The 15,308-nt window shown below is 68.7% G+C and carries 12 protein-coding genes and 2 pseudogenes; 1 reads left to right on the forward strand and 13 read right to left on the reverse strand.

The genetic code is table 11. The features are described from left to right. Window positions 1-47: 47 nt before the first annotated feature. The 13 genes and pseudogenes from ftsA to CSC70_RS12335 form a co-directional block, all read right to left on the reverse strand. Entirely contained in the window at window positions 48-1,283 is a 1,236-nt protein-coding gene (gene ftsA / locus CSC70_RS12275) for a cell division protein FtsA (protein ID WP_162456931.1), read from the reverse strand. Beyond that, a complete protein-coding gene (locus CSC70_RS12280; RefSeq protein ID WP_162456932.1) occupies window positions 1,280-2,026 on the reverse strand; it encodes a cell division protein FtsQ/DivIB in 747 nt (248 codons plus the stop codon). The genes ftsA and CSC70_RS12280 overlap by 4 nt, the downstream gene beginning before the upstream one ends. Continuing rightward, entirely contained in the window at window positions 2,023-2,982 is a 960-nt protein-coding gene (locus CSC70_RS12285) for a D-alanine--D-alanine ligase (protein WP_162456933.1), read from the reverse strand. The genes CSC70_RS12280 and CSC70_RS12285 overlap by 4 nt, the downstream gene beginning before the upstream one ends. Continuing rightward, complete coding sequence (gene murC / locus CSC70_RS12290) at window positions 2,979-4,424, reverse strand: UDP-N-acetylmuramate--L-alanine ligase (RefSeq protein WP_162456934.1); 1,446 nt, start codon at window positions 4,422-4,424, stop codon at window positions 2,979-2,981. Before murC ends, CSC70_RS12285 begins: the two co-directional genes overlap by 4 nt. Then, window positions 4,421-5,473 carry an undecaprenyldiphospho-muramoylpentapeptide beta-N-acetylglucosaminyltransferase gene (murG, locus tag CSC70_RS12295; protein ID WP_162457063.1) on the reverse strand — a complete coding sequence of 351 codons (1,053 nt, stop codon included), beginning with the start codon at window positions 5,471-5,473 and terminating at the stop codon, window positions 4,421-4,423. Before murG ends, murC begins: the two co-directional genes overlap by 4 nt. A 59-nt stretch (window positions 5,474-5,532) precedes the next feature. After that, window positions 5,533-6,801, reverse strand: a complete 1,269-nt coding sequence (gene ftsW / locus CSC70_RS12300) for a putative lipid II flippase FtsW (RefSeq protein ID WP_162456935.1) — start codon at window positions 6,799-6,801, stop codon at window positions 5,533-5,535. Continuing rightward, window positions 6,801-7,886: a phospho-N-acetylmuramoyl-pentapeptide-transferase gene (mraY, locus tag CSC70_RS12305; RefSeq protein ID WP_162456936.1), complete on the reverse strand. Its 1,086-nt coding sequence runs from the start codon at window positions 7,884-7,886 to the stop codon at window positions 6,801-6,803. Before mraY ends, ftsW begins: the two co-directional genes overlap by 1 nt. Continuing rightward, window positions 7,876-9,273: a UDP-N-acetylmuramoyl-tripeptide--D-alanyl-D-alanine ligase gene (locus CSC70_RS12310; RefSeq protein ID WP_162456937.1), complete on the reverse strand. Its 1,398-nt coding sequence runs from the start codon at window positions 9,271-9,273 to the stop codon at window positions 7,876-7,878. The genes mraY and CSC70_RS12310 overlap by 11 nt, the downstream gene beginning before the upstream one ends. Next, window positions 9,270-10,757 carry a UDP-N-acetylmuramoyl-L-alanyl-D-glutamate--2,6-diaminopimelate ligase gene (locus CSC70_RS12315; protein WP_162456938.1) on the reverse strand — a complete coding sequence of 496 codons (1,488 nt, stop codon included), beginning with the start codon at window positions 10,755-10,757 and terminating at the stop codon, window positions 9,270-9,272. Before CSC70_RS12315 ends, CSC70_RS12310 begins: the two co-directional genes overlap by 4 nt. Window positions 10,758-10,786: 29 nt before the next feature. Beyond that, window positions 10,787-12,490: pseudogene (locus tag CSC70_RS12320) on the reverse strand (peptidoglycan D,D-transpeptidase FtsI family protein); the annotation flags it as partial. Window positions 12,491-12,549: 59 nt separating this feature from the next. Then, on the reverse strand, window positions 12,550-12,813 hold the full coding sequence (ftsL, locus tag CSC70_RS12325; RefSeq protein ID WP_162456939.1) for a cell division protein FtsL: 264 nt from the start codon (window positions 12,811-12,813) through the stop codon (window positions 12,550-12,552). After that, window positions 12,810-13,772 (reverse strand): 16S rRNA (cytosine(1402)-N(4))-methyltransferase RsmH, encoded by a 963-nt coding sequence (gene rsmH, locus CSC70_RS12330; protein ID WP_281349622.1) that lies wholly within the window; start codon window positions 13,770-13,772, stop codon window positions 12,810-12,812. Before rsmH ends, ftsL begins: the two co-directional genes overlap by 4 nt. Then, complete coding sequence (locus tag CSC70_RS12335) at window positions 13,769-14,215, reverse strand: division/cell wall cluster transcriptional repressor MraZ (RefSeq protein WP_162456941.1); 447 nt, start codon at window positions 14,213-14,215, stop codon at window positions 13,769-13,771. Before CSC70_RS12335 ends, rsmH begins: the two co-directional genes overlap by 4 nt. Before the next feature lie 310 nt (window positions 14,216-14,525). Between CSC70_RS12335 and CSC70_RS12340 the strand changes: the two are divergent. After that, a pseudogene (locus tag CSC70_RS12340) lies at window positions 14,526-15,281 on the forward strand (NRDE family protein); the annotation flags it as partial. Window positions 15,282-15,308: the final 27 nt, after the last annotated feature.

Consider the following 15,308-nt stretch of genomic DNA (forward strand, 5'->3'; position numbering starts at 1 on the left):
CATGTCTTGCCTCACTTCTCGCTCCTCTACGCTCACTTCCCGTCCCTTCAGAACTCTCCGCTGAACCAGTTCTTGAGCTTCTTGAACACGCTGCCCGCCTTGCCGGTGGGCAGGGACGGGCGTCGTGGATGTTCGATCTGGCTGCCCATCAGCAGCAGGCCGACGCCGGTGGCATGCACCGGGTTGCCGACCACTTCGCCCAGACCGCTGACGTGTTGCGGAATGCCGATCCGCACCGGCATCTGCAGCATCTCCTCAGCCAGTTCGACCACGCCTTCCATCTTCGAAGCGCCGCCGGTCAGCACCATGCCGGCACGGACCAGTTCCTCGAAGCCGGAGCGGCGCAGTTCGGCCTGCACCATTTCGAAGATTTCCTCGTAGCGGCCCTGCACCGCCTGCGCCAGCGACTGCCGCGGCAGCCGCCGCGGTGGGCGGTCGCCGACGCTGGGCACCTGGATGCTTTCCTCGGCGGTGGCCAGCTGCGCCAGCGCGCAGGCGTAGCGCACCTTGATCTGCTCGGCTTCCGGCGTGGGCGTGCGCAGCATGTGCGCGATGTCGTTGGTGACGTGATCGCCGGCGATCGGCAACGAGGCGGTGTGGCAGATTGCGCCCTGCACGAACACCGCCAGGTCGGTGGTGCCCGCACCCATATCGACCAACACCACGCCCAGCTCGCGCTCGTCGCTGGTCAGCACCGCGACGCTGGAGGCCAGCGAGGACAGGATCAGGTCGTCGATCTGCAGGCCGCAACGCTGCACGCACTTGCTGACGTTCTGCGCCGCCGACTGCGCGCAGGTCACCAGGTGCGCGTGCACCTCCAGGCGCACACCGGTCATGCCGACCGGGTTGCGGATGCCTTCCTGCGAGTCGTCCAGCACGTATTCGCGCGGGATCGCGTGCAGGATGCGCTGGTCGGCCGGAATCGCCACCGCCTTGGCGGCGTCCAGCACCCGGTCCAGGTCGCCCCAGGTGACTTCGCCGTCGCGGATCGGCACGATCCCGGGCGAGTTCTTGCACTGCACGTGGTTGCCTGAAATCGAGGCGTAGACCGAGCGGATCTCGCAACCGGCCATCAGCTCGGCCTCCTCGACCGCGCGCTGGATCGACTGCACGGTCGATTCGATGTCGACCACCACCCCGCGCTTGAGCCCGCGCGATTCGTGGGTGCCGATGCCGATCACCTCGATCGGGTTGCCCGGCGAATACTCGCCGACCAGCGCGGTGATCTTGGAAGTGCCGATGTCGAGGCCGACGATCAGCGATTTGTCGCCCTTGCGATTCATGTCGTAATGCCAGCAATAGAAGAAAAGGAAACGGCCGCGGTCGCGGAGGCCTTGCCCCACTGCAGCGCGAACCCGTTGGTGTAGCGCAGGTCGGCGCGCAGCAACGGCGCCGCGTGGCGCGACAGCAGCTGCGGCAGCATCCGCGCGAAACGACCGAGCCGCGGACGCGCGTCGGCACGGCCGACCACCACCCGGGTGCCGTTGCTCAACTGCAGCGACCAGCTGCCGCGGCGGTCCATGCCCAGGGTGTCGACGCCCAGGCCCAGCGCACCGAACATTTGCCGCGCCTCGTTGTACAGCGCGACCACTTCACGGGTCTGGTTGTCGGGGCCGTCCAGCTGCGGCAACGCATCCACCGCCAGCCCCTCGGGCACCGGGAACAGCCGCCCCTGCTCGGACAGCAGCCGGTCTTCGCCCCAGCGCGCGAACGGTCGGTGCTCGACGATCCGGATTTCCATCACGTCGGGCCAGCGCTTTCGCACCTCCGCGTGCTCGACCCACGGCAAGGCCTGCACGGCATCCTGGGCATCGCGCAGGCGCACGGCGAAGAAACCGCGCTGCGCATACGGCTGCACCACCTGGCGCAACTGCGCCGCATCGACGCGCTGCAACTCGCCATGCACGCGCAAACGGGTCAGCGGCCAGCGATCGGAGCCGATCCAGCCGTTGAACACGGCCACCACCGGCAGCACGACCAAGGCCAGGGCCAGCAGCCAGGCGGCGATGCGCAGGATCGCGTTCATCGCGTCGCCACCTCCGCCACGGTCTGCTCGAGGATGCGCCAGCACAACTCTTCGAAATCGACGCCCAGCTCGCGCGCCGCCTTCGGCACCAGCGAATGGCTGGTCATGCCGGGCGCGGTGTTGACCTCCATCAGCATCAGCCGGCCGTCGGCATGACGCATGATGTCGACCCGGCCCCAGCCGCCACAGCCGGCGGCGCGAAAACCCTGCAACGCCAGTTCGCGGATCGCCTGTTCCTCTTCGCCTTCAAGGCCCGGGCACAGATACTGGGTGTCTTCGGCCACGTATTTGGCGTGGTAGTCATACCAGTCGCCGGCCGGCACGATGCGGATCGACGGCAACGCCACCTCGCCGAGCACGCCGACAGTGAATTCGCCGCCACTCAGCATCTGTTCGGCCAGCAGTTCGCCACGATAGTCGGCGGCGAATTCCACCGCCGGCGCCAGGTCCGCGGCCGTGGCGATGCGGAACACGCCGACGCTGGACCCTTCGGCCGACGGTTTGACGAACACCGGCAGGCCCAGTTCGCGCACCGCCATGGCCAGGTCGCCGCCGGGCGGGATGCGCACGAAGGCCGCGGTCGGCAACCCGGCCGCAACCCACACCTGCTTGGTGCGGATCTTGTCCATCGTCAGCGCCGAACCGAGCACGTCCGGCCCGGTGTACGGCACGCCCAGCGCCTCCAGCATGCCCTGCACCACGCCATTCTCGCCGGCGCCGCCGTGCAGGATGTTGAAGACGCGTTCGAAATGCTTTTCCTGCAGTTCGCGTACCAGGTTCGGCACGCCGTCCACCGCCTGCGCGTCGACGCCGCGTGCGCGCAGTGCCGCCAGCACGTTGCGGCCGGAATCCAGCGACACTTCGCGCTCGCTCGATTCGCCACCCATCAGCACGGCGACGCGGCCGAAGCGGGCCGGGTCGGCGATGCGCAGCGGCGGCAGCGACGGCTGGCTCATTCGCGCCCCCCGAAACCGTTGGCCGCCAGTTGCTGGGCGACGTGGCCGATGTCGCCGGCGCCCATCAGCAGCAGCAAGTCGCCGTCGCGCAGCACGTCGGGCAGCACGCCGACCAGATCGCCCACCTGCCCGACCACCACCGGTTCGTTGCGCCCGCGCGCACGGATCGCCCGCGCCAGCGAACGCGCGTCGGCGCCGGCGATCGGCGCCTCGCCGGCCGGATAGACTTCGCTGAGTACCAGCGCATCGACATCGGACAGCACCGCGGCGAAGGCGTCGAACTGGTCGCGGGTACGGCTGTAGCGGTGCGGCTGGAACGCCACCACCAGCCGCCGCTCCGGCCAGCCGCCACGGGCCGCGTCGAACACCGCGGCCAGCTCGCGCGGATGATGACCGTAGTCGTCGACCAGGCGCACCCGCGCACCGGTCGGCGTCATCACCTCGCCGAGATCGTTGAAGCGACGGCCGACGCCGGCGAAACCGCTCAGCGCGCGCGCGATGGCCTCCGGCGCCACCCCCAGCTGCCAGCCGATCGCGGCGGCGGCCAGCGCGTTCTGCACGTTGTGCCGGCCGGGCAGGGCCAGGCCGACCTCGAGGCTGGTGTCTTCCGGCAGGCGCAGGGTGAAGCGCATGCGCGCGCCATCCTGACTGACGTCCTCGGCGCGCACATCGGCATGGGCGGCGAAGCCGTAGCTCATCACGTGGCGCGGCGTATCCGTTGCCAGCGCCGCCACTTCGGCATCGTCCACGCACAGCACCGCCAGCCCGTAGAACGGCAGCCGTTGCAGGAATTCGGCGAACGCCGCCTGCACCCGGGCGAAATCGTTGCCGTAGTTCTCTAAATGATCGGCATCGATGTTGGTGATCACCGCCATCAGCGGATTCAGACGCAGGAAGCTGCCGTCGCTCTCGTCGGCCTCGGCCACCAGCCACTGGCCGCCACCAAGCTTGGCGTTGGCGCCGGCGGCCAGCAGCTGGCCGCCGATCACGAAGGTCGGGTCCAATCCGCCTTCGCTGAGCACCGCGGCGATCAGGCTGGTGGTGGTGGTCTTGCCGTGGGTGCCGGCTACCGCGATGCCGCGGCGGAAGCGCATCAATTCGGCCAGCATCGCCGCGCGCGGCACGATCGGGATGCGCTGGCTGCGCGCTTCCATCAGTTCCGGGTTGTCGGACTTGATCGCGCTGGACACCACCACGCAGTCGGTACCGAGCACGTTGGCGGCGTTGTGGCCGCGCATCACCCGCGCGCCGAGTGCGGTCAAGCGGCGGGTGGCCGCGTTGTCGGCCATGTCCGAGCCGGACACTTCGTAGCCGAGCGTGCACAGCACTTCGGCAATGCCGCTCATGCCGGAACCGCCGATGCCGACGAAATGCACGCGACGGAACGCTTCGGCCAGGTCACCGGTATGTTGCAGACGGCGCTCGCGCGCGGCGGAAATCATGCCGCTTCCTCCAAGATGATGTCAGCGATGCGCTCGGCGGCATCGGTGCGGGCCAGCCGGCGCGCGGCGTCGGCCATGGCCAGGCGCCGCGCCGGATCGGACAGCAGCTCGGCAAGCGCGGCCTGCAGGTTCGTTTCGAAGCGCTCGTCCTGCTTCAGCAGGATCGCGGCGCCGTGTTCGGCCAGGTATTCGGCGTTGCGGGTCTGGTGGTCGTCGACCGCGGTCGGCAACGGCACCAGCACACTGCCGACACCGGCCGCGCACAACTCCGCCAGGGTCGAGGCGCCGGCGCGGCACACCACCAGGTCGGCCCAGGCGTAGGCCGCGGCCATGTCGGCGATGAAGGCTTCCACGCCGGCCGGCACGCCGGCCTCGGCATAGGCGCGAACGGCTTCGTCGCGCAGTTTCTCGCCGCACTGGTGGCGCACTTCGATGACGTGATCGCCGAACGACGACAGCACCTTCGGCAGCGCAAGGTTCAGCGCGCGCGCGCCCTGACTGCCACCCAGCACCAGCAGGCGCAGTGCGCCGTCGCGATTGGTCAGGCGTGCGGACGGCGCGGCGACGGCGGCGATTTCCCCGCGCACCGGATTGCCGACCGCTTCCTCCTTGCCGGGGAAAGCGCCGGGAAAACCGCTCATCACTCGCCGCGCGAAGCGGACCAGCACCCGGTTGGTGAATCCGGGTGCGCGGTTCTGCTCGTGCACCAGCAACGGACGACGCTGCAGGGCCGCGGCCATGCCGCCGGGACCGGCGGCGAAACCGCCGAAGCTGACCACCGCGCGCGGATCGCGCCGGCGCAGCACCTTGCCCGCGGCAACCACCGCGCGCAGCACGCGCCATGGCGCGCCGAGCAGGGCCAGCTTGCCCTTGCCGCGCAGACCGCTGATGGCGATGGTGTCCAGTTCGATGCCCTGCTGCGGCACCAGCCGGGTTTCCATTGCCGCCTCGGCCCCGAGCCAGGTCACCGGCACACCGCGCGCACGCAACGCGCGCGCCACCGCCAGCGCCGGGAAGATATGCCCGCCGGTGCCGCCGGCAAGGATCATCACCGGCGCATCCTCGCGGGCGCCGATGCGGACGACGTTGTCGTGGCTGGCCACTTCGTTCACAGGATCCTCTCGAAGGTCGGCTCGATCCGCGGCTTCAGCCGGCTGGTACTGCGCGGAGCGGGTGACGGCTGCGCCAGCTCCGGCGCGTCATCGCGATTGGCAGGCACGTCGCCGCGGTACAGCGCGACCTGCTTCTCGGCGCGGGTCAGCTCGTAGGACACGCGCAGCAGCAAGCCGATCGCCGCGCAGGTCATCATCACGCTGGAGCCGCCGGAGGAAATCAGCGGCAGAGTCAGGCCCTTGGTCGGCAGGATGCCAAGGTTGACTCCGATCGAGACGAAGGTCTGCATGCCGATCCACAGCGCCACGCCGAAGGCGATGTAGCCGGCGAAGTGGCGGCGCATCTCCACGCAGCGATAGCCCAGCCACAACGCGCGACCGACCAGCAGCGCGTACAGCCCGATCACCAGGCACACGCCGACGAAACCCAGCTCCTCGGCGATCACCGAGAAGATGAAATCGGTATGCACTTCCGGCAGGTAGTTCAGCTTCTGCACCGAACTGCCGAGGCCGACACCGAACCATTCGCCGCGACCGATCGCCATCAGCGCGTTGCTCAGCTGGTAGCCCGAGCCCTGCTGATCCGCCCACGGATTGAGGAAGGAGGTGAAACGGCGCACCCGGTACGGCTCGATGATCACCAGCGCGATCATGCCCGGCAGCAGCAGCAAAATCGGCAGGATCATGCGCTTGATCTGCGCCCCGCCCAGCACCAGCATGCCGACGGTGACGGCCAGCAGCAGGCTCGACGAGCCGAAATCCGGCTGCAACAGCAGCAGCAGCACCAGCACCCCGACCGCGTACACCGGCTTCAGCATCGCCGGCCAGGTCGCGTTGACCTCGTCGCGAAAACGCACCAGATAGCTGGCGAGCCAGACGATGTACAGCACCTTGACCGCCTCGACCACCTGGAAGCGCGACACGCCAAGGTTGATCCAGCGCCGCGCGCCGTTGACCACCACGCCCAGCCCCGGCACGAACACCAGCGCCAGCAGCACGAAGCAGGCCAGCAGCAGCAACTGGTTGTACTTCTCCACCTGCTTCAGCTCGATCCGCATCGCCGTCCAGGCCATGACGATGCCCATGCCGAGGAACACCACGTGCCGCTTCAGGTAGTGGAATGGGTCGCTCTCCAGCGCGATCGAGCTGGAGGCCACCATCACCACGCCGAGCGCGGCCAGCGCCAGCGCGGCGCCGAGCAGCCACGGGTCGTAGCGGCCGCTGATCGCCTCGAGTCGGGTAGCCTGGCGCAGATGGTCGTTCATCAGCGCACCTTCAGCGTGGCCAGGCCGATCAGGACCAGGATCACCGAGATGATCCAGAAGCGCACGATCACCCGCGGCTCCGGCCAGCCTTTCAGCTCGAAGTGGTGGTGGATCGGCGCCATCCGGAACACGCGCTTGCCGGTCAGCTTGAACGAGGCGACCTGGATCATCACCGACAGTGTTTCGATCACGAACACGCCGCCCATCAGCACCAGGATCAGTTCCTGGCGGACGATCACCGCCATCGTGCCCAGCACCGCACCCAGCGCCAGTGCGCCGATGTCGCCCATGAACACCATCGCCGGATAGGTGTTGAACCACAGGAAACCCAGACCCGCGCCGGCGATGGCGGCGCAGATGATGATCAGCTCGCCGGCGCCGGGAATGTAGGCGATCTGCAGGTATTCGGAGAATTTCACGTGGCCGGTCGCATAGGCGAACACGCCCAGTGCGCAGGCGACCAGCACGGTCGGCATGATCGCCAGCCCGTCGAGGCCGTCGGTCAGATTGACCGCGTTGGAGAAGCCGACGATCCAGAAATAGGCGATGGCGACGAAGCTGATCCCCACCATCGGCAGCGCCACCGCCTTGAACAGCGGAATGTAGAACGTGGTCGCCGCCGGCACGTCGGCGGTGTAGTACAGGAACACGCCGGCGGCCAGGCCGAAGATCGACTGCAGCAGGTACTTCCAGCGCGACTTCAGTCCGTTCGGATCGCGGCGGACGATCTTGATCCAGTCGTCGTACCAGCCGATCGCGCCGAACGCCAGCATCACCGCCAGCACCAGCCACACGTAGCGGTTGCGCAGGTCGCCCCACAGCAACACCGACAGCAGCACGGTGACCAGGATCAGCGCGCCGCCCATGGTCGGTGTGCCGGCCTTGGAGAAGTGCGACTGCGGACCGTCCTGACGAATCGGCTGACCGCCCTTCAACTGGCCCAGACGACGGATCACCGCCGGCCCCAGCCACAGCGACAGGAACAGCGAGGTCAGCGCGGCCAGGATGCCGCGGAACGACAGGTAGCCGAACAGCCGGAACAGGTCCTCCAGTTGCTGCAGCCAGCGGGCAAGCTCAAGCAGCATTCGCGGTCCCCCGTGTGCCGTCGTTGTCGTTGTCGGCGGCCAGCAATGCCGCGACCACGCGATCCATCGCGCTGCCGCGCGACCCCTTCACCAGCACCCGCAGCGCATCGGCGCCGTTGGCCGCGGCGATGTCGGCGGCCAGCGCCTCGGCCAGCTGCGCATGGCTGTCGAACACCTGTCCGCCGGCGCCGAACGCCGAGGCGGCCGCTTCGCTCAACGGGCCCAGCGCATACAGGCGGGCGATGCCGGCGGCCTTCGCGCGGCGTCCGGCTTCGGCATGCAGGCGCTCCCCTTCCGCGCCCAGTTCGCGCATGTCGCCCAACACCAACCAGGCCGGGCCGTCGCCGACCGCCAGCGTGTCGATTGCCGCGGCCAACGAACCCGGGTTGGCGTTGTAGCTGTCGTCGATCAGCACCGCGTGTGGCAGCCGGTGCGCAACCTGCCGCCCCGGCACCGGCTGCGCGGCGGCCAAGCCGGCGACGATCACCGGCAGCGGGATGTCGCAGGCCGTCGCCAGTGCCGCCGCCGCCAGCGCGTTGAGCACGTTGTGGCGTCCCGGCAGGGCCAGCGCGACCGCGGCATCACCCTGCAGCGTGCGCAGCATGAAACGCGAACCATTGGTCTGCAGGTCGATGTCGGCGGCGGTGAGGTCGGCGCTGACGTCCAGACCGAAGCGCAGTACCCGGCGTGGCTGCGCACGCGCGGCGAAATACTCGCCGAAAGCATCGTCGGCATTGACCACCGCCACCCCGTCCGCAGGCAGCGCGTCATAGATCGCGCCCTTGGTCTCGGCCACGCCCAGCAGGGTGTCCATCCGCTCCAGGTGCGCCGGCGCGATGTTGTTGACCAGGGCTACGTCCGGGCGGGCGATGTCAGTCAGGTAGGCGATGTCGCCGGGTTTGCCGGCACCCATTTCGTAGAGATAGAACTCGGCATCTTCCGGCGCGTTGATCACCGCCAGCGGCAGGCCGATCTCGTTATTGCGGTTGCCGGGATTGATGCTGGTGGCGCCAGCGCGCTCGAACACCGCCTGCGCCAGCGTCTTGACGCTGGTCTTGCCGTTGCTGCCGGTGATCGCCACCACCTTGCCGGTACGGTCGCGCTGCAATGCCGCGGCGATCTTCGCCAGCGCCAGCTGGCTGTCGGCAACCACCACTTGCGGCACCTCGACTTCCACCGCGTGTTCGACCAGCAACGCCGCCGCGCCGCGCATCGCCGCGTCGTAGGTGAAATCGTGACCGTCGAAACGTTCACCGCGCAGCGCGACATAGACACTGCCCGGGACCAGACTGCGGGTATCGTTGTTCAGGGCATCGACCGCCACGTCCTCGCCATGCAGTTCGCCGTCGGCCCAATGGGCGAGCAGGGACAGGGGCAGGCGTCTCATGCGCGCACCTCCACCGCCTGCCTTTGCTCCAACGCCTTGCGCGCCTGCGCGGTGTCATCGAAATCGTGGCGCACCCCACCGATGTCCTGGTAAGGCTCGTGGCCCTTGCCGGCGATCAGCACGATGTCGTCAGCACCGGCCTCGCCGACCGCGCGCGCAATCGCCTGCGCGCGGTCGCGCTGCACGGTCACCGCATCCGGTGCGGCGAAGCCGGCCAGGATGTCGGCGACGATCGCGTCGCCGTCCTCGCGGCGCGGATTGTCGTCGGTGACGATCACCGCATCGGCCAGCCGTTCGGCGATCGCCGCCATCTGTGGACGCTTGCCGACATCGCGTTCGCCGCCGCAACCGAACACGCAGACGATGCGCCCGTGCGCATGCTCGCGCAGGCTGGACAGCGCCTGCTCCAGCGCATCCGGGGTGTGCGCGTAGTCGATCACCACCAGCGGCTGCCCCGCCTCGCCGCCGAGGCGGTTCATGCGACCGCGCACCGGTTGCAGGCGCGACAACGTGCGCGCGATGTCGGCCGCCGGCTCGCTCAGCGCGTGCATCGCACCGGCGACCGCGAGCAGGTTGTCGACGTTGAAGCGCCCGAGCAGCGGCGACTGCACCGGCCAGGCCTCGTCGCCGATCGTCAGCTCGAAACCGATCCCGGCCGGTTCCAGCCGCAAGCCTTCGGCGCGCAGCGTCGCCTCAGTCTGGCCACGCGAACTGACCCCGATGGCGCGCACACCCGCCGGCAACCCGGCCAGTAGTTCGCGGCCGAAATCGTCGTCCAGGTTAACCACCCCGGCCTGCAGCTCCGGGGTCGCGAACAGCCTGGCCTTGGCCGCGCCATACCCGGCCATGTCGCCGTGGTAATCCAGATGGTCACGGGTCAGGTTGGTGAACACCGCCACCTCGAAGCGCACGCCGTCCACCCGCCCCTGGTCGAGCGCGTGTGAACTGACTTCCATCGCCACGGCTTTGGCACCGGCGTCGCGCAGCTGCGCCAGCAGCGCATGCACCTGCAGCACCAGCGGCGTGGTGAACCCGGTCGGTTGCACATCGCCATCCAGTCCCACGCCGAGCGTGCCAATGCTGCCGGCGCGCTGGCCGCGCAGGCGCCAGGCCTGGGCCAGCAGCTGCACGGTCGAGGTCTTGCCGTTGGTGCCGGTGACCCCGACCACCCGCATCTCGCGCGAAGGCCGCGCGTGGAAACGGTCGCCCATCTCTCCCATCCGCGCACGCAGACCGGGCACGGCGATGGCGTCGGCCGGGGCCGGATATTCGGCCGGCGCCGGCGGTTCGAACAGGATTGCCGCAGCGCCTTGTTCGCGCGCCTGCTCGGCGAAGGCCAACCCATGGGTGCCGAAACCGGCGATGGCGACGAAGGCGTCGCCCGCCTGCAGCATGCGGCTGTCCTGCACCAGCCCGCGAATCACGGTACCGCGCGCCACGTCCACGTCCGGCAGCAGGTCGGCCAGCACCATCGAGCGCCTCATCGCGCGCCTCCGGCCTTCGCCTCGGTCCTCGCCTGCACCGCCAGCCAGGTTTCGATGTCGTCCGGCGGCACGTCCATCAACCGCAGCGCGCCGTCCATGACGTTGTGGAACACCGGCGCGGCGACCAGACCGCCGTAATAGCCATGTCCCTTGGACGGATCGGGTTCGCTGACCACCACCGCCATCGCGAAGCGCGGATGCTCGACCGGCACCACCCCGGCGAACAGCGAGATGTAGCGATTGGAATAGCCGCCGTTGGCCGACTTGCGCGCGGTGCCGGTCTTGCCGGCGACGTGATAGCCCAGGATCGCGGCCTGGGTGGCGGTACCGCCCGGCTCGGTCACCGTCTGCATCATCTTCATCACTTCGCCGGCGATCGCCGGATCCAGCACCTGCTGCGCTTCGTTGTGCTGGCCCTTGACGAAGCTCGGCGCGATCAGCTTGCCGCCGTTGGCCAGCGCCGCGTAGGCGCGGGCGATCTGCAGCGGCGTGGCGTTGAGGCCATAGCCGTAGGACATCGTCGCCTTGGTGGTGCCGCTCCAGCGCGGCGGCGGCGGCACGCTGCCGGTGCTTTCGCCCGGAAAACCGCTGCCGGGCTTCTGCCCGTAACCGAAGCTGCGGACGAAATCGTAGTACTGCTGGTCCGGCAACTTGGCCGACAGCTTGACCGCGCCGATGTTGGAACTCTTGGTGATCAGGCCGGTGACGGTCTGCACCCCGTAGTTGTGGGTGTCGTGCACGGTCCAGCGCCGATCCAGCGCCATGTAGCCGGGTGACACGTCGACCAGCGTATTCGGCGTGACCACACCGGCCTTCAGTGCCGCGGCCACGGTGATCGGCTTCATCGTCGATCCCGGTTCGACCACGTCGGTGATCGCGCGGTTGCGGTGCGTCTCCGGCTTGCCCAGCGCCGAGGCGTTCGGATTGAAGGTCGGCAGGTTGGCCATCGCCAGCACTTCGCCGGTGGCCACGTCCAGCACCACCGCCGAACCGCTGCTGGAGCCGGTTTCCCACAGCCGGCGCTTGAGTTCGCGATAGGTCAGGTACTGGATGCGGCGGTCGATGCTCAGGGTCAGGTCGCGGCCCGGTTCGGCCGCCTGCACCAGGTCGAGGTTCTCGACGATGCGGCCCTTGCGGTCGCGGATCACCCGCATCGTGCCCGGCTTGCCGCGCAGCCAGTCGTCGAAAGCCAGCTCCAGCCCCTCCTGCCCGCGGTCGTCGATGTTGGTGAAGCCCAGCACGTGGGCCATCGCCTCGCCCTGCGGGTAGAAACGACGGAATTCCCGCCGCGAGTACACGCCGGGAATGCCGAGGTCGACGATGCGACGGGCCGCGTCCGGGTTCATCCGCCGCTTGAGGTACATGAACTCCTTGTCGGCGCGCTGGCCGACGCGACGGGTCAGCGCGTCGGCCGGCTCGCCCAGCGCGCGCGCCAGCTCCGGCAACCGGTCCGGCGCCTTCTCCATCAGCTCCTGCGGGTCGCACCAGACCGATTCGACCGGCGAAGACACCGCCACCGGCTCGCCGTTGCGATCGGTGATCATGCCGCGCGAGGTCGGGATGGCGATCTCGCGCACGAAGCGGGCATCGCCTTCCTTCTGGTAGAACTCGTTGTCGACCAGTTGCACGTAGGCGGCGCGGCCGACCAGGCTGACCGAACACAACGCAAGCGCACCACCGACCAGTAGCAGGCGGTTGCGCAGGTCGAAGCGCGCACGGTTGCGGTTGCGCATCGGCGCGGCCGGCTTGCGTTCGCCGTCGCGTCGCCATGGCCACTTGATCTGCGGCAGCTTCATGGGCGGATCACGACCACGTCGGTCGCCTCCGGAAACTTCATGTCCAGCTTGCCGCGCGCCATCGCGTCGATGCGGGTGCTTTCGGCCACCGTGGCCTGCTCCAGCTGCAACCGGCCGAACTCGATGTTCAGCTCGTCGCGATCCTTCTCCAGCCGGGTCAGCTCGACGAACAGCACGCGATGCTTGTGCCGCGCGTAGACGATGCCGATGGCGGTGGCCACGTTCAGCACGATCAGCATGGTCAGCAGCACGCGCATCACGCCGCCACCTGCAGTTTCTCGGCTACCCGCAGCACGGCGCTGCGCGCGCGCGGATTGCTCGCCAGTTCGTCGGCACCGGCCTTCTGTGCATCGCCCACCGCGCGTAGGCTGGGCACGAACGGGCGCGCCTCGGGCAGCCGGCGATTGCCGGCCGGCGCCTTGGCGTGCCGGGCGATGAACTGCTTGGTCAGCCGGTCTTCCAGCGAATGGAAGCTGATCACCGCCAGTCGGCCGCCGGGGCGCAAGCGCGCGTGCGCGGCTTCCAGTCCGGCGCCGGCGTCCTCCAGTTCGCGGTTGACGTGGATGCGGATGGCCTGGAACGAGCGCGTGGCCGGATGGGTTTCCTTGTGTCCGCGTCCGGGCTTGGCGCGCGGCACGACCGCGGCGATCAGTTCGGCCAGTTCGGCGGTGCGAACGATCGGCTGCTGGCCGCGGCGGGCGACGATGGCGCGGGCGATGCGCCGGCTCATGCGCTCGTCACCGTACTTCCACAGCACCTCGGCGATGTCCTGCTCGCTGGCGTGCGCCAGCCATTGCGCCGCGCTCTCGCCGGATTCGGGGTCCATGCGCATGTCCAGCGGACCGTCCTTGCCGAAACTGAAGCCGCGTTCGGCCACGTCCAGCTGCGGCGAGGACACGCCGAGATCGAACAGCACTCCGTCCAGCCCGTCGGCGGTCGCGTCCCAGTCGGCCAGGCCGGCGAAGCTGCCGCGGCGCACGGAGACGCGCGCATCGCCGGCGAATTCGGCCTGCGCCACCGCGATCGCTTCCGGATCCTTGTCCATCAACAGCAGCCGCCCCTTCGCGCCCAGACGCTCCAGCACGCCGCGTGCGTGCCCCCCGCGCCCGAACGTGCCATCCAGATACGTCCCGTCCTCCCTCACGCGCAGCCCTTCCATGACCTGCGAAAACATCACCGGAAGGTGCGCGGAGCAGGTCTCCGCGCGCTCCGCCGTCACAACTGCAAATCGACCAGGTCGTCGCCCATATCGGCATCGCCCAGCGTCTGCCTGATCTGTGCGTGATGCGCCTGCTCGCCCCACAATTCGAATTTCTCGCCCATGCCCAGCAGCACCGCCTTCTTCTCGATGCCGACCGCATTGCGGTGGCTGGCCGGCAAGCCGATGCGGCCGCTGCCATCGGGTTCGAGGAAGGTCGCCGCGCCCACCAGCTTCAGCTGCAGCGCGCGGTTGGTGCTCTTGGTCCGCGACAGGGCGTTGACCTGGTCGCGCACGCGCTCCCAGACCGCCTGCGGGTACAGGTAGAGGCTGCCGGACTCGAACGGGTTGTAGGTCAGCACCAGACGGTTTCCGCACTCGCGCGCGACCAGGTCCCGGTAGCTGGTCGGAATCGCCAGCCGGCCCTTGTCGTCGATCGTGATGGCGGTTTCGCCCTGGAACACAGACAGCCTGCCCTTTGATGCCCGTCTGAAGCGGGCTTCACTATATCCGGAAAACCACTAAAAACCATGTTTTCCCACGAAGTGCCACCTTATGAGCCGGTCATCGGGTTGTCAACATGTTTCGGGACGAGATTTCACCTTCACAGTCAATGACTTGCAGCAAACTTTATAAAGTTGTTCAAGCTTTATCCACAAGCAACTGATTCGTCTCAATTTTTGAGAATGACCCCTGATTCAGCTCCGATCAGGCGCCGTGAAGACCGTCAATCACGGACTGCCGCCGATGCGCCCGCCGGTCCAGAATGTGCCGATGTGCGTCGTCGCCCTGGCCTGGAACACCCACCCCCGCTGGCGCCTGCTGCTGGCCGGCAACCGCGATGAATTCCACCCGCGACCGGCCGCGCCGCTGGCGGCCTGGACCGAGATCCCGGGCCTGCTGGCCGGTCGCGACCTGCAATCCGGCGGTACCTGGACCGGCGTGGATGCTCGCGGCCGCTGCGCGGTGGTCACCAACGTGCGCGACCCGCTGGCGCCGCCTTCGGCCAGACCCACCCGTGGCCGCCTGCCGCTGGCCTTCCTCGCCGATACCGCGACACCGGCCGAAACCGCCGCGCGACTACTGCCGCAGGCCGACCAGTACGCCCCGTTCAACCTGCTGATGGCCGATGCCGACCATTGCCACTACCTGGGCAATCACCCGGCCATCGAGACCCGCGCCGTGCCGGCCGGTATCCACGGCATGTCCAATGGCGGCTTCGACACCCCCTGGCCGAAGACCCGGCGGCTGTGCACGGCACTGCAAGACTGGCTACAAGGCCCCGCCGACGACCCGGATGCCTTGTGGCAGGCGCTGGCCGACGACACCCCGGCAACCGACGCCGAACTGCCGGACACCGGCGTGGGGCCGGAACTGGAGCGCCGGCTGTCGCCGGTGTTCATCCATGGCCGCGAATACGGCACCCGCGCCTGCACACTCATCGCCATCGGCCACGACGGCACCGGCTGGATCCGCGAACGCCGCTTCGGCCCCGATGGCGTGTTCGAAGGCGAAACCGCACTGCCGATTCCGTCAAGCCAGGACAGTGAAACGCCC

It is taken from the genome of Pseudoxanthomonas kalamensis DSM 18571 (assembly GCF_010211745.1).
GTDB lineage: Bacteria > Pseudomonadota > Gammaproteobacteria > Xanthomonadales > Xanthomonadaceae > Pseudoxanthomonas_A > Pseudoxanthomonas_A kalamensis.